The following is an 18,495-nucleotide window of genomic DNA, read 5'->3' as shown; positions in this document are numbered from 1 at the left end:
ATGGAGTGAGCTAAATGTTAGAAGATAAAAACGATATTAGACTTTTATATCAATCAATTCAAGAATTAGCATCAGAAATGGGACAAAGCCAACTAAACACTAAAACTGTTAGTTTAATATTTTTAGAAATGGATTTAAAATATAGTGTTTTTGAGGAGGTTCAAGCTAATTTCCTTAAATATATCGCTCATAGAAATTCTAATGAAATTATGTATTTAGATTTAGTTAAAATAATTAATTCTGCACTGCCTACAGATAGAGAGTTATCATCGGTAATAATTAATCAGATAATTGTAGGTTTTGCTAATAATTATTATCCAATATTAAAGGAGATTGCTAGCAACATTATAAGTGAAGAAGGACATACAATCTATAAACATTTTAATCCTAAAAATTTAGATGATTAACAACAAGGCTCAGCATTAAATTGTTGAGCCTTTTAACTGCGGTCATTCATCATGAAAGATATCACATTTTACACCTTAAACTAAAAAATTACAGAAATATTTACTAATTGATGAAAATATAAATCAATAATTATTTATATATTCATCCACGTCAATAATAAAATTATTAACCATTAGAAAACAAAATTATGAAAAAGATTTTTATTTAGAAGGCTATGTTTACCCTGGTGGTTCCTATGATATACCTGTAAAAACTGGTGAATTTAGCCATTACATATCAATTAATATCGAAGAATCTGAACATTACACTGATGATGAATTTTTAGATTTTTATCAAATATGAGTATTTCCTTTAGAATGGAATTTATAAATAAAATTATTACAAAATTAAAGCAACAAATTGAAACATTATCTAAAAATAATCAAACTATAAAGTTCATTGATGTATATGAAATACAAGACAAATGGAAAGATGCGTTATATATTGATAATGATTTTGTGTTTACAGATTATAATGGTTATCCTTTGGTTATTAGAAAATTATCCACTTGGATTAATAGTATTATGTGATACACACAAACATTAATAAAGATATTTCAACGCACTCATTCCGTCACACGCATTGTGCATTACTTATTGAGGCTGGTGTACACATTAAAGAAATTCAAGAACGACTACGCCATAAAAATATCAATACCACAATGAACATCTACGCAAAGATTACAGAATCATATAAAAAAGACGCCTCCCAAAAGTTTAGCCAACTTATGGAAAACGTCTCAAAAGATTTATTTTAAATGTCCGAAAAGTTCAGCTGAACCTATCGGCATTTTATTTTTTAAATTTCTATGACCAAATTATGACCATTTAATTTTATAAATGCCTTTAAACCAACTCTTAAAAGCCTTATTACATCATACCTGGCATGCCACCCATTCCAGGTTGTTCATTATTTTCTGGCTCTGGAATACTAGCAACGACTGCTTCAGTTGTTAAGAACATAGCAGCTACACTTGCTGCATGTTGTAACGCTGAACGAGTTACTTTAGTTGGATCTACTATACCTTCTTCTAACATATTAACCCATTCATTTGTTGCTGCATTGAAACCAACGCCCGCTTCAGCATGTTTTAAACGTTCAACAATAATTGAACCCTCTAATCCTGCATTTTCAGCAATTTGTCTAACAGGTGCTTGTAATGCTTGTAAAACAATATTAACACCTGTTTCAACATCACCTTCTGCTTTAATTTCACTTACTTTTTGATATATATTGACTAACGCAGTTCCACCACCAGCAACGATACCTTCTTCCACCGCTGCACGTGTTGAATTTAATGCGTCTTCAATTCTTAGTTTACGTTCTTTCAGTTCTGTTTCACTTGCAGCCCCTACTTTGATAACAGCTACGCCACCAGCTAGTTTTGCTAAGCGTTCCTGTAATTTTTCTTTATCAAACTCTGAATCAGTTTCTTCAATTTGCGCTTTAATTTGACCTACACGAGCATCAATATTATTTTCATCACCATTACCATCTACGACTGTTGTGTGATCTTTAGTCACTTCAACTTTATTTGCAGTACCTAGCATATCAAGAGATGCATCTTTAAGTTCTAAACCTAAATCATCAGTAATGACTTGAGCACCAGTTAATATTGCTAGGTCTTCTAACATTGCTTTACGTCGATCACCAAATCCTGGAGCTTTAACTGCTACAGCAGTAAATGTTCCGCGCATACGGTTTAAAACAATATTAGTAAGCGCATCACCTTCTACTTCATCCGCAACAATTAAAATAGGTCGACTAGACTGCACAACTTGTTCTAATAATGGAAGAATATCTTGGAATGATGAAATTTTCTTATCCGTTACTAATATATATGGACGTTCTAATTCAGCTATCATTTTATCTGAGTCAGTTACCATATATGGTGATTGATAACCGCGATCAAATTGCATTCCTTCAACTACTTCTAATTCTGTATTAAATCCATTTGATTCTTCAATTGTGATAACGCCATCGTTACCTACTTTATCCATTGCTTCAGAAATGTAGCGTCCGATTTCTTCATCTGCTGCTGAAATAGCTCCAACTTGCGCTATCTCGTTCTTATTTTCAACCTTTTGAGAAATCTCATGAAGTGCTTCTATAGCCACTTGCACTGCTTTGTCAATACCTTGTCTTAAACCTACAGGATTTGCACCACTTGTAACATTCTTAAGACCTTCCTGAATCATTGATTGCGCTAATACTGTTGCTGTAGTAGTACCGTCCCCAGCAATTTCATTTGTTTTATTCGCAACTTCCTGCACTAATTTTGCACCCATATTCTCATATGGATCTTCTAACTCTATTTCCTTAGCAATTGTTACACCGTCGTTTGTAATTAAAGGTGTTGTATAATCCTTATCTAGAACAACATTTCGCCCTTTAGGTCCAATTGTAACCTTTACAGCGTTTGCTAATTTATCAACGCCACGTAACATTGCTTGACGTGCGTCTTCAGAGAATTTAAGATCTTTTGCCATAGTCTAAACAACCTCCACTTATTAAATCATTTAATTAATATTTAAAATTCGCACTTTATTCTATAATAGCTAATATATCTTCTTCATTTAAAATTAAATATGTTTTGTCGCCACGTTTCACTTCAGTACCTGCGTATTGTTGGAAGACGATTGTGTCACCTTCACTGACTTGAGGAGCAACTTGTGTGCCATTGTCTAATAAACGACCTTGTCCAACTGCAATGATCACACCTTCATTTGATTTTTCTTTAGCGCTATCTGTTAAAACGATGCCACTTTTAGTTGTTTGTTCTTGCTCTTTCTTCTCAATAATCACACGATTTCCTAATGGTTTAAGCATGATTGTTCCTCCTTCATTTACATGTGATTTAGCACTTTGATATATAGAGTGCTAATCTGTTTTTAATATTAATCAAAATTGGTCAATATATCAAGCAATAAGGACTATTAATTTTGTACTTATCCTTTATTTACGATAAAATATATAATATACATATATAGATGGAGGGAAATTATGAAAAGGTTATGGGTATCCCTATTAACCGTTCTATTCTACGGTTTAGCTCAAATATTACCTGGTTTGGTTTTAGGTAGCCATTTACTTGGAGATATGTCTAAAATGCAAACTGCCCAAACAATGATTATCATGCAAGTATCTATCTTCATCATCGCTGCATTGTTAATCATTTTCATGCAAGCAACCATTAAAAATCCTACTCAATTAGAACAAGGACATAAGGAACCTAAAAGATATATTCTCGCCTGGGTTCTATTAGGATTTTGTATTGTGATGATTTACCAATTCATTATCAGTATAATTTTATTTGCCATCAATGGAAGTCCGCAAAGAAGTCCAAACACAGAAAGGTTAATGGCTATTGCTAAGCAAATGCCGATATTTATCGTTTTAATATCCATCGTAGGTCCCATTTTAGAGGAATACGTTTTTCGTAAAGTTATCTTCGGAGAATTGTATAACTTTATAAAAGGATCACGTGTGGTAAGCTTTATCATTGCATCTGTAGTAAGCTCTCTAATATTCGCTTTAGCACATAATGACTTCAAATTTATACCAGTATATTTTGGAATGGGAGTCATTTTCTCACTTGCTTATGTTTATACAAAACGAATTGCAGTGCCAATAGGTATACACATGCTTATGAATGGTTCGGTTGTATTAGCTCAAGTTATAGGTGGAGATTCTATTAAAAAATTGCAAGAACAAGCAACATTTATATTCCATTTTATATTTTAAAAATAAAAGCATCTCATCATGTATAAATCAATTATCATACATGGCGAGATGCTTATTTTATTACCCTTTTCTTCTAAAGATATATAGTCCAGTGACTCCTAGAAAAATTCCAATTATTGCAATACTTAATGATAAAAGACTTCGATGCATTTTCTTTTTCTTATCATAATCTTTGGAGTGTTCGTCATTATTTGTTGTTATTTCATCTGCACTATGGTTTTTGAAGGCGCTGTGATTTTTATCTTCTTTATCTGTAGGTTTTTTAAGTTCTGGCATTGAGCCGATTTCTCCTGTAATTAAAGCTAAAACCTGATCGTCTAAATTTTCATAGTATTTACTAGAATTAAGTGGATTAAAATATTGAAATCTGAAATAGCTTGTCCCTTTTTGTAATGAATTTAAATATTCATTTCCTCTAAATGATTGCTTTCTAAACAAGCTATAAATGTCACTATCTGTCACCTTTCCATCTAATTGATTCAAATTTTTTACTTGATTAATCAAAAACGGATTGTACTTATAGGCACCCGTTGCTAATTGTCTAAATCTACTAATTAATGAATTGGTATTATCACTACTATTCATTCTATGTTCGATATTATTTTGAGATTTAAAAAAGCCATTTTTATTCCATATAAATTGATTTATATTATTTTGATTTCTATGACCTGAGCTAGAATTAATAATATTTTGTCGACGTTTATATGGTGCACCGTCTCCATTAATACGTGTATGATTAATATTATGGTCTATATTGTTTTGATTTGTTTGATTGTATTTAGGCCTTTGGGGTTGATTCGTATGACTTTGAGAAGGTCTATTTGTATTTCCTTTAGTGTTACTAGGTTTTTTTCCGGTATGTGAACCCTTACCTGAACTTGTATCAGAGTCTGAATCACTATCCGAGTCACTGTCTGAATCGGAATCACTATCGGAATCCGAGTCACTGTCTGCACCTGAGTCACTATCTGAGTCCGAATCGCTGTCTGAATCACTGTCTGCATCCGAGTCGCTGTCTGAATCTGAGTCACTATCTGAATCCGAGTCACTGTCTGAATCTGAGTCACTATCTGAGTCCGAATCGCTGTCTGAATCACTGTCTGCATTTGAGTCACTATCTGAGTCAGAGTCACTGTCTGAATCTGTGTTACTATCTGAGTCCGAATCACTATCTGAATCGGAATCACTGTCTGCACCTGAGTCACTACCTGAATCTGAGTCACCATCTGAATCTGAATCACTATCTAAATATGTGTCAATGTCTGAATCTGAATCACTATCTGAAACGATATCTGTGTCTAAATCATTATCCGAATTCATACTATTTCCTGTGCGACTAGTGTCATTCACTTCATTGATAGTATTGCTCTTAGCTGTATTCTTATCAATCTGGTCTTTAGAAAAATTAATGTCAATAGGATGACTACCCTCAGCATGTGCTTGGTGACTGAATAATGATGTAGTTACCATGAACGCAAAGCCCGTAAGCATAAATGAATGTTTAATGTTAAACTTTTTCATAGATTCAACCACCTCCCCATTACAATCTTTTGTTATTTCAAGTATATAAAAAAACTAAGCATTTTGCATTTAAATATGATTATTGAAAATTAATATTAATAAAGTTGAAACGTAAAAGTAACTATTTGTAAACAACAGAATTCATGAAATTTTTTATTTTAATTAGTACTTGATAATTAGATGTAAGCTAAAGCTTCACCCTAAGCCTAACAAAATTTCAAAATTTATGTTAGTTCAATATAGTTTTATGTATAGATTAACATGATTAAATTTTAGATATTTTAAATGAAATTTTGCCTTTAACTGGCAATTTTAGTATCTTATAACTAAAACGACAGGCGGGTGAATATATTGAAAATCCAAATACTTCAATTCAATGTAGAACGTGGAAATGTTGAAAAAAATATGCAAAATATCAAAACTAAGTTTAAGCAATATTTAGATAAAGATACCAGTGTCGTCGTGCTTCCAGAAATGTGGAATAACGGTTATGCTTTAGAAGAATTAAAACAAAAAGCTGATAAAAATCTTAAAGACAGTTCTCTCTTTATAAAAGATTTAGCACATACATTTAATGTGGATATCATTGCAGGTTCAGTTTCAAATATAAGAGAAAATCATATATATAATACTGCTTTTGCAATCAATAAAAACGGAGAATTGATTAATGAATATGACAAAATACATCTCGTGCCAATGTTAAGTGAACCAGACTTTTTATGTGGTGGACATGTAGTCCCTGAACCTTTTTATTTATCTGATCAAACACTTGTGACACAAATCATTTGTTATGACTTACGATTTCCAGAGATATTACGCTATCCAGCTAGAAAAGGTGCTAAAATTGCTTTTTATGTAGCACAGTGGCCTAACTCAAGACTAGATCATTGGTTATCATTACTAAAAGCGAGAGCAATCGAAAATGATATTTTTATTGTAGCTTGTAATAGTTGTGGTGATGATGGTCACACCAGTTATGCTGGAAATTCAATTGTCATTAATCCTAATGGTGAAATTTTAGGCCATTTAGATGATAAAGAAGGTGTACTAACAACACATATCGACATAGACTTAGTAGATCAACAAAGAGAATATATTCCAGTTTTCAAAAATCTAAAACCACATCTTTATAAATAGCATAGTTAAAGCCGTGAGCTTGGGAGAGACTCACGGCTTGATAACTTATTATTAAGGGAATGTTTTTACAGTTATTTTTTCAATCTATTTTTTGGGGATGTTATTAATTATGAAAAAATTTTAGTGAATTTATCTATTTAACATGATAAATTGAATGTTGTTTACGATAGTTTACATGCTAGAAATAATTACCTATTAAGGTAGCTAAGAATAATACGTAACACTGAGTCCAAGGAAACTACAGCTACTAGCAAATGCTTCTCACTTGCTTAGTTTATATTAGTAAATTATTAAGTTGGGATGGCTCAACAACTCACTAATAGTATTAATTATACGAAGAAAACAAAGTTACAAAAGTTACAATAGACTCATTCAAAAATTATTTTTTGAATTTATTAACTGTATCGATAATCCATTTTACTAAATCACCGATTGTAGAAATGATATCTGCTGCCATTATAACTTCACTCCTTTCGAATTAAGGTAATGGATACGAATGAATTTAACATTCACTCGACTAGATTAAGCAAATTTTTCAACTATCTTTCAATCACATCTCTGTGATATAAGTCTATTAAAACATGATTTTTCCATTTAAAGATTAAAATTTCGTAAATAGCAATATTTAGTACTCAACTGTAAAACTAAATATGATAAAATATCTAATAGCACTTAATTAAAACACTTAGGTATGTTTTTTTGACAGTTAGGCATGCTTTCTAAAAAATGTTGCGCAAAATAGTATAATGACACTTGAGGAGAGTAGAAGACAAGTGAAAATCATCGATAAAAAAATTGAGCAATTTGCTCAATATTTACAACGTAAAAATAACTTAGATCACATTGAGTTTCTAAAAGTTCGTTTAGGGATGCAAGTAGTTGCTGGTAATATTGAAAAAACAGTGGTTCTATATGGACTGTCTTATTTTTTTGATTTGCTCATTTTTACATTTTTAACTCATATTAGTTACTTTCTATTAAGAATATTTGCTCATGGTGCACATGCTAAAACAACTCTTCAATGTCATATACAAAATATTCTTTATTTTTTATTTTTACCTTGGCTAGTACTACACCTTCCTCTTAGTACAAATATATTTTATTTTTTAGCCATGATTAGTTTTTTATTAGTAATATCTTTTGCACCGGCTGCAACAAAGAAACAACCTATACCTAAACGTTTACTTAAGAAGAAAAAAGTACTCTCCATATTAAGTTTTATCGTAATCATAACAATCGCTTTAACACTAGAAGAAGTATTCAAAAAAAATGTTATCTTGGGTGTTGTAATAGAGTCTATTACACTTTTACCAATATTTTTTCCTAAGGAGGATTAACAAATATGAATTTATTAGGTGGCTTACTTTTAAAAATATTTTCAAACTTTATGGCAGTAATTGGTAACGCATCAAAATACAACCCTTGTAGTAATTATCTCGATGAGCCACAAGTGCCAGAAGAATTAACTAAACTAGATGAGTAGAATTTTGTAGAAAGAGTGTATTCAATGGGTAAACTTGACTTTTTACCATTTGCAGCTATACAAGTGTTTCTTTTGGTTTGGGTTACAAAAACTATTGCTAATATTAAATTTGTAGGAAAGGATTATATTTTCATTACTGGAATTATAATCCTTTCTGCAATATTATATAATGTTTATGCAAGCCAAGCACTTGTACTTGTAGTATTAATAATTATAATTTTCTTCTATTCAAAAGTAAGATGGTATTCTATTGTTATAGTGTTAATGAGCACTTTGTTGTCATATTTAACAAATTTTATTACAGTAGCTATCAGTTTATATACTGAAAATATAATACATAATATTTATTTTTATAATATCTTTCATTTTTCAATTTTTATCATTTTATCTTTAATTTTGGCACATTTATTTAAACACTTATTAATTAGGCTTAGGTATTCTTATTTATATTTAAGCAAAAGGTATTACATTATTATTTCTTTTGTATTAGCTATTGCTTTTATATACTTTTATATACTTCTATATAATTTCACAAACTAATTTACAAGAAAGTAATAGTTTGAACTTTTATGCTATTATTTTTGTTTCTATTACCGTACTTTTGAGTTTGGTTATATTATTGTTATCGGCTTTCGCACTACGTGAAATGAAATATAAACGTAAGCTACAAGAAATCGAAGCATATTATGAGTACACGTTACGTATAGAAAGCATTAACAATGAAATGCGTAAGTTCCGACATGATTATGTTAATATCCTCACCACTCTTTCAGATTACATAAGAGAAGATGATATGCCTGGATTACGCAAATATTTTGATGAACATATCGTCCCAATGAAAGATAAATTAAAAACTCGCTCTATTAAAATGAATGGTATTGAAAAATTGAAAGTGAGAGAAATTAAAGGGCTGATTACTACTAAAATTATTCAAGCTCAAGAAAAACGTATTCCAATTAGTATTGAGGTTCCTGATGAAATTGATCGTATCGATATGAATACTGTTGAGCTTAGTCGTATTATCGGTATTATAGTTGATAATGCTATTGAAGCTTCAGAAAATCTTGAAGAACCACTCATCAATATCGCATTCATTGATAATGATGAATCTGTCACTTTTATCGTTATGAATAAATGTAGTGATGATATTCCTAAAATTCATGAGTTATTTGAACAAGGTTTTTCTACCAAAGGCGATAATCGCGGTTTAGGTTTATCAACTTTAAAAGAACTGACAGACTCAAACGAGAATGTTTTATTAGATACTGTCATCGAAAATGGTTACTTTGTACAAAAAGTAGAAATAAATAATAAGGAATCATAAGGATGTGTAGAATTAAATGAAAATTTTTGTTTGTGAAGATGACCAAAGACAAAGAGAACATATGGTATCAATCATTAAAAACTACATAATGATTGAAGAAAAGCCAATGGAGTTAACTTTAGCAACAAATGATCCTTATGAGGTCTTAGAGCAATCAAAAGAACTTAATGACATTGGTTGTTACTTCCTTGATATTCAATTAGAAGCTGATATGAACGGTATTAAATTAGCCAGTGAAATTCGTAAACATGATCCTGTTGGTAATATTATATTTGTAACCAGTCACAGTGAACTGACTTATTTGACGTTTGTTTATAAAGTGGCTGCTATGGATTTTATTTTTAAGGATGATCCATCTGAATTAAAAATGAGAATCATAGATTGTCTTGAAACAGCACATACACGACTCAAATTATTATCTAAAGAAAGTAATGTAGATACGATTGAGTTAAAACGTGGAAGTAATTCAGTATACGTTCAATATGATGATATTATGTTTTTTGAATCATCTACGAAATCTCATAGACTCATCGCACATCTTGATAATCGACAAATTGAATTTTATGGAAATTTAAAGGAATTAGCACAGCTTGATGAACGTTTCTTTAGATGTCATAACAGTTTTGTAATAAACAGGCATAATATTGAATCTATTGATTCAAAAGAACGTATTGTTTACTTTAAGAATGGCGAAAATTGTTTCGCTTCAGTACGTAATGTTAAAAAAATATAATGTAACACCCACCTTTACGATATGAAGTTGTAAAGGTGGGTGTTTGACTTATTTCTTATGTTTTTAATCAATAATAGTCTTTTATATCTTCTTTTGTTGGCAAACTTTCAATAGCACCATGTTTCGTTGTTGTAAGTGCTGCAACACGATTACTAAACGCTAGTATATCCTTTCCCTTTTCCTTAAATAAATCTTTACATTCAGAATGCCGAGCCTGGAGTATGCAATAAATAATAGCACCTATAAATGCGTCACCAGCACCAGTTGTATCAATTGCTTGAACTTGATACCCCTCATGATGAATACGATAATCATCTTTGGTAAAAATAGTGGCACCTTGTGCTCCTTGCGTATAAATCACTACATTAACTTGACCTCTAAATAAAGATTGAATTGCTTCATCTTCATTCTTCTTACCAGTAATAAATAATAATTCTTCATCAGATATTTTAACAATATGTGCTTTAGGTATGAACGCATTAATTGTACGTTGACATTCGAGTTTATCTTCCCATAAAGGTAAGCGTACATTAGGATCAAAAACAATGGTACCACCTACTGACTCGAATTTTTCAATCATTTTCTCATGGGCATATTTCATGTCACTCTCTATTAAATCTACAGAACAAAAATGTAAAATATCGTCTTGAAATACTTGAATATTATCAATATTTTCAGGTTGATATAACATATCTGCAGAAGGTTTACGATAAAATGAGAAATCTCTTTGACCATCATCTTGAAGGCTAACAAATGCCAACGCAGTATTTGCTTTATTAGTTCGCTTAATATATTGCGTACCTACGCCAAGTTGTTCAATTGTTTCTACAATGATATCACCAAACGCGTCATTTCCTAGCTGTGTTATCATTTCTGATTTTCCACCTAATTTACTTACTGTAGCCGCTACATTACACGGTGCGCCTCCAACTTGTCGACTAAATTGTTCAACATCTTTTAATTTTGAATGTGTTACGTGTGGTATGAAATCAATTAATGCCTCTCCAATGGCAAATAGACGTCTCATTATAAATCACCCTTTTAATTCATATTTAGTGAATTTTAAATATACTTGACCAGATTCAGTCGAAGCTTTTATACCAGTAGCATCCTCATTTGGGAAAATACGTGAGGTTAAAACACGCTCACCATCATTACAAAATATTTCGATACTAGATGTATCTACAAAAATTTGTAACTGTTTTAATGGTGAGTCTAAAATGGTAGAACGCGTTGTTCCATCGACATTTGATGGTAGTTTCCCACTATCGGTACGATCTAAAGTGAGTTTATTTTCGTGTTTATTATAAGTAATCAGTGTAGATTCAGATCGAGAGCTACGCAATTCAAAATATATTTCTGAAGCATCATTTTCTAATATATCTATAATCATCTCATACTGTTTACCCTCATATGGATGTAATTTACGTTTGAATTTATTAGCATATCCCAAAGCTGTTTCTTTATTTGTTCTTAAATCTTCTAACTGCTTAAAAGGTCGTTGCTTAAGTTTTCCATTTTCAATAGTCAGTACTCGAGGAATAGTAAGACAATGTGCCCACCCCTCTTTATCTGTAGGATACTCTGTATCTGGAAGTCCCATCCATCCTATTAAAATGCGTTGTCCATCTGCATCAATAAACGTTTGTGGCGCATAGAAATCAAAACCATTATCCAATTCTTGAAAACTTTCATGATCGAAAAATAGATTATTAAAGTTTAAATCTCCTATCATAAACCCTGATTGATAGATATTTCTAAATTTATCTCCTTCAGCTTCAACACCTTGTGGACACATGAGTATGACATCTTTATTGCCTAGTCTAAAATAATCAGGGCACTCCCACATATAACCAAATTGTGTCAGATTAGTTTTAATCTCACCCTCAAAATGCCAATCAACAACATCTTGACTACGATATAAAAGTAAACGACCCATCTCATTTTCATTTTGAGCACCTAGAATAGCGTACAGTTGATTATTTTTTTCAAATACCTTGGGATCCCTGAAATGACTTGTATAGCCTTCAGGTTGTCCATAAATCACAGGTTTAGGAAACTTCTCTATTTTTCCGTCTTTGTTCATTCTGGCAATCATTTGACTGGAAATTCTATTCCAATGTTGGTCACGGTGATTACCTGTATACATATAATAAAGGTGATTTTGATATTCAAAAGCACTTCCACTGTATACGCCATGACTATCATACTTAGTATCAGGTTTAAGAAGTGTTCCTTGAGGCTCAAAATGTAATAAATCTTTGCTTTTATAATTAAACCAATATTTTAAACCGTGCACAGCACCTAACGGAAACCATTGATGTGAAATATAGTAGTATCCTTTATAATAAATGAGTCCGTTTGGATCATTCAATAAACCCATTTCAGGTTGGATATGAAATGTTTGTCTATATAAAGATGTATCCACTTGGTGTTTCAGTTGCTCAAGATATGTTTCATCAACATCCTCAATACGTTGGTATCTCTCTTCACGAGTCCACTCCACTATGTTCTACCTCCTACTAAAACTATTTATATATTAATAACTCTATTATTCTAACATATCGATTAAGACAAATATGTTAATAATGTCACTTTTTGACATGTTTAAATTCAGGCCTATTAATATCCAATTGATACCAGTCAACATATAATTAATTATTTCATTTAACTATGTTTTCACAATAATTATATCAATTTGATTAGCAATTATCATTATATGTGGTATCGGTTCCATTTTAACTAAAACAAGCTTGTTGTGCATGTTAATTCAAATGGATAGGAATTTTTATTTTTAATGCTGTTTGTTCACCTTTTAATAGTTGGTTAATTTCTTTTAATGCTTGCTCTCCTGCTTCAAAGTAATTATAGCTAACCGTTTGAATGACAGGTGATACTATTTGAGTCATAGGGTCTCCACCAAATCCATATATTGAACAATTGTAAAACCTTTGTTGATGATCAGAGCAATATTTATGGATTGCAAAAGCAATGGTATCAGTTGCTCCAACTATCGCATCAGCATGATGTACTCTTTTAAGTTGCTGACTTACATCTTTAAAAGCTTGTTCATGCTTAAATGTTGTCTCATAAATTTTCGGACTTATGTGATAGTCATTCAACGCTTGAATAACTCCCAGCTTACGTTGAACACCAACTGCAATATCTTCTTCACTTACACCAAAGAAATGTACATTTCGACATCCTTTTTCACCAATGAGTACTCCAATTTTATATCCAGCTTCATAATCATCGTGATATATACTATATAGTTGATCATGTTCTTGTCCCACTATAATGACAGGAACATCTATTTTCTCAATGACTTCAATATGTGCTTCAGTAATATGTGTTGCCATTAGCACGATTCCATCAACTTTACTACGTGATAATGTTTTTAGTGCCGAAATTTCACCGTCTATTTCTAATCCTGTGTAATTTAATAATAACTGATATCGATGTTTATTACATTGGTGTACCAAGCCCTTAATTGTTTCATCAACAGCGTATGAATTCATACGTGGAATAATTGCTCCAATCAAATTGGTACGTCGAGCTCTTAAGCTTTGTGCAAATTGATTAGGTTGATAATTATTTTCTTCTATTATTTTAGTTATTTTTTCTTTTGTTGCTGGACTTACAGATCCATTATTTAAAAAGCGTGAAACAGTACTTTTCGATACTCCAGCTAGTTTTGCTATATCTGATATATTTTTCATAAAAAATCACCTATCACGTCATCAATCATTCCTTTTTATTTTATCATATGAACCAACGCTTTAAATAGTTGAAATTATTGTTTAGAATACGATTAAATAAATTGACGTGTTAGGTGATTGTCATTTATATAATTTTAAAACTTAATATGACGATTAAACTTATTTAGCTCTCCATAGAAATATGCTTTCTCACCGTGTACTATAACATCGAGTCCGGTTTTATCTTCTTCTTGAGTTGTAGCTAAAGGAGTAAAAATTTTAATAAATCTAGCAATCAAAAATGTGACTATTGCGCTAAAAACGACAGTCGCAATTGCCGCGCCAAGTTGAATGACTACTATTTTAAAATCACCTGTATAGATAAAACCATTCTGCACCGCACTATTAATTTGATGTGATTGAAAAACTCCTGTAAACACAGCTCCTAAGATACCACCTACACCATGAATACCAAATGCATCAAGTGCATCATTATATTGGAGTTTTACTTTGATTAAATTTATAACGATATAGCAACCTATGCCACCAATTATTGCAATAATCATAGCACTCATATAGCTGACGTATCCTGCTGCTGGTGTAATAGCGACAAGACCAGAGAGTGCTCCAGATAAAAGACCTAGTAAACTTGTAGTCTTTTTCAAGATATATTCAAAGATTAACCAACCGAAAGCACCTGCACTTGCACCAATAACTGTATTCACAAACGATATCATGGCTATGTGATCAAGTGTAAATGCACTGCCCACATTAAATCCATACCATCCTAACCATACTAATATACCACCTATAAGTGTAATTAATAGATTATGGGGAGTATGTTTTTCTTTCTTTTTACCTATACCTATCATTATCCCAAGAACCAAACCAGATACACCTGATGTTATATGAACTACTGTTCCACCCGCATAATCTATTGCTCCAATTTTACTAATCCAACCACCACCCCATACCCAGTGGGCAACAGGGCTATAAATTAATAGAACCCATAAACTCACAAAAATCAGATAAGGAATGAATCTCATTTTCTCGGCTATCGAACCTGATAAAATAGATACCGCAATTGTACAAAACATCATTTGAAACAACATAAATAATGAGAGAGGGATATGAGTACTCAAAGTTTTTGAAGTTTCAAAACCAACATGATGAAGACCCAAAAATTTCAAACCACCTATCCATTGATTACCTCCATCAAAACTTAAAGAGAAACCAATCATTATCCATATAAATGTGACAATGACAATGGCAACCATACTTTGCATTACAGTATTTAAAGCATTTTTTGATTGTACGAGTCCCCCATAAAAAAGGCTTAAACCTGGTGTCATTAACCATACTAATAGAGTACATAAAAATAGAAATATTGTATCATTCATATTCATACTTACCACTTCCTTTAAAAACATCATAATGAGTGTTTTTTTAAAAAGCAAAATTAGGTAAGGTCATGTTACACAGTATGTCACTTTAAGTTACATTTTATATATAAGCGTAGTACAAAAAACATATTACTTTCGTTACACCATGTTAGTAATGAGTATAATTAAAAGATAATCTTGATTTAGTTATCTCATTACAATAATAAATAAGCCTGGGACAATGATTGTTGTCTCAGGCTATCATAATTCTACTAACGAATTTCATTAAATTAAAAACAGTCTTCAAGTTTAGCTCTTTCTTTCAACGATATAGCTAATGGCTACTTAATTTAACTTTTTTCTCGTCAATCTAATCTATAATTAAATTTGCTTAATTTTCTATCCTTAAAAAATCTTTTTATCAACTTTATAATTATAAGTTTTTATGCCTTTTGAATGGTAATCGTCCATGATGCATCATCAAGTTGCTCATAGTTTGTAACTGGATATCCATTTTCTGCAGCCCAATTAGGTAATGCTTCGGTAGCCTGGGTGCAATCGAAATCGATTTTCAATTCATCCCCTTGATTTAAATCATTCATTTTCTTTTGTGCTTCTATTAAAGGAAATGGACAAACCATCCCTACTGTTCCTAATTCGTATACCATTGATATACCTCCTCATTCACTTTATCTAATGTCACATTTGAATAACCAATATTAGCTTTGAGATACTTGTTGTAACTTTTTCATAGGTTTTACAAAAATAAAATAACTCATAAACCAAACACCAATAATCATAGAGGCTAAAGCAATCCATCCTTGCCAACTCATTGTAGCTGTCTCTACTAGACCATTACCGATAGAGCAACCACCTGCAACTGAAGCACCAAATCCCATAAATATGCCACCAAGCGCACTATTGCGAATTGTCTTAATATCTGGCAATCTCCATCTAAATTCTTTAGACCCTTTTGCAGCTATATAAGAACCTATGAATATACCTAGTACCAAAAGCACACCCCAATCAATAAATTTTAAATCTCCTGAAATAAGATAATTTACAAGATTTGCAGATGGTGTTGTTATACCTAAGCCACCCATTCTCCCAGTAGATTCACTCATAGGCCAAGCAAGTAAAGCAATAAAACCTATTGCAATACCAGCAACAAATGGATGATATCTTTTTTCAAATAGATAATGTCTAATACCACTATATTTTTGTTTAAGTTGGGGCACCATTATTTTAGGCTTTCGAGTTGTTTTTACAACTAAAAATATTGTAATTACAGTTAATAACGTGACGAGAATCCATTGTGGTATACCAGTTGTACTTGTCATACTTGTGCTGACTTGTGTCGGTTTATTTATTTGATTCATTATTGGAAGAAGTACCCCAGTTTTAGTTACGGCTGAAGTCAATGCATAAAATATTAATGCCACCCAACTTCCAATTAACCCTTCACCAGCCCTATACCAAGTTCCAGTCGCGCATCCTCCAGCTAATACTATTCCTATTCCAAAAACGAAGGATCCCAAAATAGTTCCTATAACTGGAAATGTTTCTGCTGGAACCTCAATAATATTTAAGTTCTTTAGAATAAGTAAACCAATACTTTGGACTGTAATAGCAATAAGCAATGCATAAAACATTTTGTTACTTTTTTGAACGTACATATCTCTAAATCCACCAGCTAAACAAAATCTTGTTCTCTGCATTACAAATCCTAGCAATATGCCAACGACTAGTCCGCTTATAATTGTCCAAACCATTTTATCACCTTTTTCCGATATAAATACTAAGGTATTATAGTAGAAAGGACAATATTTTGCAAATTCTTAATTTTCTTTATTATTTTTTAATATAAATATTTTGTGAGTTTGTTTAAGTCATTTTTAGATAAGTTACTAAATTTATACCACTCTCGATCAGAATAATAAATAAACAATTTATTTCCTAATAAACCTTTAGATATTCTATACCGCACAATGCTAGAGAGTTCGAATTGGATATTGAATGGATTATTGTTTTGATTATATGCCTGAAACTCCAACTTATTTTCACGTATCAACAATATACCAGGAACTGTCATTATTCTGGGAATATGTGGTTTGAAATTACAATTTATTTCTTGAGTCACTTGTTTCAATCTCCCATTTCAATAAATATCAACTTACAATTTTTGCTAAAAAAGTTTCGTATTTATAATCTATTGTAACTGTTTAATATAAAAAAAGCACTCTCAATTGAGAGTACTATGTTAAAGTGCTTTTTATTAATTATTTACTATAATTTTTCATGAAGAACAATAATGATTGTAACTCTATACCAAAATCAATATGATGTACTTGGACATCTTGGGGTGTTTTAATTCGACGTGGTGTAAAGTTTAGTATACCTTTAACACCGGCTTTCACAAGTTCATCAGCTACTTGTTGTGCTACATTATCTGGTGTTGTTAAAATGACTACATCAATATCTTCTGATTCTAATGTCGTTTTGATATCATCGCTATGTTTTACCACAACGTCACCGATATTTTCACCTATAATATCTGATCTAATATCAAAAGCTTCAGTTATTGTCATCTCATCATGTATTGAAAAGTTATATGTAAGTAATGCACGCCCTAAATTACCGATACCTATAATGGCAATTTTAATTTGATCGCTCTCACTTAATTCTGATTTAAAGAATTCAAGCATACTATCTATATTATATCCATATCCTTTTTTTCCTAATTCACCAAAGTATGAAAAGTCTCTTCTTATTGTAGCTGAATCAATTTGTAGTGCTTCACTTATTGTTTTAGAATTAACACGATCTATACCTTTACCTTTCAAAATACTGACAAATCTGTAATATAAAGGTAAACGTTTTAATGTAGCGCGAGGAATTTTAAAATCATCTGACATATATCTAACCCCCTTTTTCGCGTATATTATGCATGTATCTTTAAAATCAGTAAATGAGTTAAAACATATGTTGAATGTCATCTCATAATACAAATAATTGTCTACAACGAA

Annotated in this window: 18 protein-coding genes and 2 pseudogenes; 8 read left to right on the top strand and 12 right to left on the bottom strand. The window is 31.4% G+C overall.

Annotation, left to right across the window (positions count from 1 at the left end; genetic code table 11):
• The first annotated feature begins 14 nt into the window (after positions 1–14).
• Together HMPREF3241_RS11495 and HMPREF3241_RS12880 are read left to right on the top strand one after the other, a co-directional pair.
• Positions 15–407 carry a hypothetical protein gene (locus tag HMPREF3241_RS11495; protein ID WP_002447505.1) on the top strand — a complete coding sequence of 131 codons (393 nt, stop codon included), beginning with the start codon at positions 15–17 and terminating at the stop codon, positions 405–407.
• Between the two features lie 456 nt (positions 408–863).
• A pseudogene (locus HMPREF3241_RS12880) lies at positions 864–1,204 on the top strand (tyrosine-type recombinase/integrase); the annotation flags it as partial.
• Positions 1,205–1,316: 112 nt separating this feature from the next.
• Here the strand turns inward: HMPREF3241_RS12880 and groL are convergent.
• A complete protein-coding gene (gene groL, locus HMPREF3241_RS11485; RefSeq protein ID WP_002447508.1) occupies positions 1,317–2,936 on the bottom strand; it encodes a chaperonin GroEL in 1,620 nt (539 codons plus the stop codon).
• A gap of 55 nt (positions 2,937–2,991) precedes the next feature.
• A complete protein-coding gene (gene groES / locus HMPREF3241_RS11480) occupies positions 2,992–3,276 on the bottom strand; it encodes a co-chaperone GroES (RefSeq protein WP_001830378.1) in 285 nt (94 codons plus the stop codon).
• 174 nt (positions 3,277–3,450) lie between these two features.
• On the opposite strand from groES, the gene mroQ reads away from it, so the two are divergent.
• On the top strand, positions 3,451–4,191 hold the full coding sequence (gene mroQ / locus HMPREF3241_RS11475; protein WP_002447509.1) for an intramembrane glutamic endopeptidase MroQ: 741 nt from the start codon (positions 3,451–3,453) through the stop codon (positions 4,189–4,191).
• Between the two features lie 60 nt (positions 4,192–4,251).
• On the opposite strand, the gene sdrH is transcribed toward mroQ, so the two are convergent.
• Positions 4,252–5,712: an MSCRAMM-like protein SdrH gene (gene sdrH / locus HMPREF3241_RS11470; RefSeq protein ID WP_070853673.1), complete on the bottom strand. Its 1,461-nt coding sequence runs from the start codon at positions 5,710–5,712 to the stop codon at positions 4,252–4,254.
• A 351-nt stretch (positions 5,713–6,063) separates the two neighbouring features.
• Here sdrH and HMPREF3241_RS11465 point away from each other — a divergent pair, with 351 nt between their 5' ends.
• Positions 6,064–6,849: a carbon-nitrogen family hydrolase gene (locus HMPREF3241_RS11465; protein ID WP_002495667.1), complete on the top strand. Its 786-nt coding sequence runs from the start codon at positions 6,064–6,066 to the stop codon at positions 6,847–6,849.
• A gap of 379 nt (positions 6,850–7,228) precedes the next feature.
• On the opposite strand, the gene hld is transcribed toward HMPREF3241_RS11465, so the two are convergent.
• Complete coding sequence (hld, locus tag HMPREF3241_RS12590) at positions 7,229–7,306, bottom strand: delta-hemolysin (RefSeq protein ID WP_002494082.1); 78 nt, start codon at positions 7,304–7,306, stop codon at positions 7,229–7,231.
• Positions 7,307–7,622: 316 nt separating this feature from the next.
• Here hld and HMPREF3241_RS11460 point away from each other — a divergent pair, with 316 nt between their 5' ends.
• The 4 genes and pseudogenes from HMPREF3241_RS11460 (at position 7,623) to agrA (ending at position 10,389) form a co-directional block, all read left to right on the top strand.
• Positions 7,623–8,186, top strand: coding sequence for an accessory gene regulator AgrB (locus tag HMPREF3241_RS11460; protein ID WP_002495668.1), 564 nt, complete (start codon positions 7,623–7,625; stop codon positions 8,184–8,186).
• 5 nt (positions 8,187–8,191) lie between these two features.
• Positions 8,192–8,332 carry a cyclic lactone autoinducer peptide AgrD gene (gene agrD, locus HMPREF3241_RS11455; RefSeq protein WP_002447513.1) on the top strand — a complete coding sequence of 47 codons (141 nt, stop codon included), beginning with the start codon at positions 8,192–8,194 and terminating at the stop codon, positions 8,330–8,332.
• Positions 8,333–8,356: 24 nt separating this feature from the next.
• Positions 8,357–9,656 (top strand): annotated as a pseudogene (agrC, locus tag HMPREF3241_RS12875) (quorum-sensing sensor histidine kinase AgrC).
• A 16-nt stretch (positions 9,657–9,672) separates the two neighbouring features.
• Complete coding sequence (gene agrA / locus HMPREF3241_RS11440) at positions 9,673–10,389, top strand: quorum-sensing response regulator AgrA (RefSeq protein ID WP_002447515.1); 717 nt, start codon at positions 9,673–9,675, stop codon at positions 10,387–10,389.
• A gap of 67 nt (positions 10,390–10,456) precedes the next feature.
• Here the strand turns inward: agrA and HMPREF3241_RS11435 are convergent, their stop codons facing one another.
• From HMPREF3241_RS11435 to HMPREF3241_RS11400, 8 genes are all read right to left on the bottom strand, one after another.
• On the bottom strand, positions 10,457–11,416 hold the full coding sequence (locus HMPREF3241_RS11435) for a carbohydrate kinase family protein (RefSeq protein WP_002447516.1): 960 nt from the start codon (positions 11,414–11,416) through the stop codon (positions 10,457–10,459).
• Positions 11,417–11,422: 6 nt separating this feature from the next.
• The gene (locus HMPREF3241_RS11430; protein ID WP_002447517.1) at positions 11,423–12,895 is read right to left on the bottom strand and encodes a sucrose-6-phosphate hydrolase; all 1,473 of its coding nucleotides are present in this window, start codon (positions 12,893–12,895) and stop codon (positions 11,423–11,425) included.
• A gap of 259 nt (positions 12,896–13,154) precedes the next feature.
• Positions 13,155–14,108 carry a LacI family DNA-binding transcriptional regulator gene (locus HMPREF3241_RS11425; RefSeq protein ID WP_002447518.1) on the bottom strand — a complete coding sequence of 318 codons (954 nt, stop codon included), beginning with the start codon at positions 14,106–14,108 and terminating at the stop codon, positions 13,155–13,157.
• 134 nt (positions 14,109–14,242) lie between these two features.
• Positions 14,243–15,493 (bottom strand): ammonium transporter, encoded by a 1,251-nt coding sequence (locus HMPREF3241_RS11420; protein WP_002495669.1) that lies wholly within the window; start codon positions 15,491–15,493, stop codon positions 14,243–14,245.
• A gap of 419 nt (positions 15,494–15,912) precedes the next feature.
• Positions 15,913–16,137 (bottom strand): sulfurtransferase TusA family protein, encoded by a 225-nt coding sequence (locus HMPREF3241_RS11415; RefSeq protein WP_002447520.1) that lies wholly within the window; start codon positions 16,135–16,137, stop codon positions 15,913–15,915.
• 51 nt (positions 16,138–16,188) lie between these two features.
• Positions 16,189–17,241, bottom strand: a complete 1,053-nt coding sequence (locus HMPREF3241_RS11410) for a YeeE/YedE family protein (protein WP_070853671.1) — start codon at positions 17,239–17,241, stop codon at positions 16,189–16,191.
• An 86-nt stretch (positions 17,242–17,327) separates the two neighbouring features.
• Complete coding sequence (locus tag HMPREF3241_RS11405) at positions 17,328–17,609, bottom strand: hypothetical protein (RefSeq protein ID WP_002495670.1); 282 nt, start codon at positions 17,607–17,609, stop codon at positions 17,328–17,330.
• Between the two features lie 139 nt (positions 17,610–17,748).
• Positions 17,749–18,384 carry a redox-sensing transcriptional repressor Rex gene (locus tag HMPREF3241_RS11400; protein WP_002457908.1) on the bottom strand — a complete coding sequence of 212 codons (636 nt, stop codon included), beginning with the start codon at positions 18,382–18,384 and terminating at the stop codon, positions 17,749–17,751.
• Between the last annotated feature and the right edge of the window lie 111 nt (positions 18,385–18,495).

The organism is Staphylococcus sp. HMSC34G04 (assembly GCF_001838765.1).
Classification (GTDB): Bacteria; Bacillota; Bacilli; order Staphylococcales; family Staphylococcaceae; genus Staphylococcus; species Staphylococcus epidermidis.
This window is presented reverse-complemented; position numbering and strand designations above follow the sequence as displayed.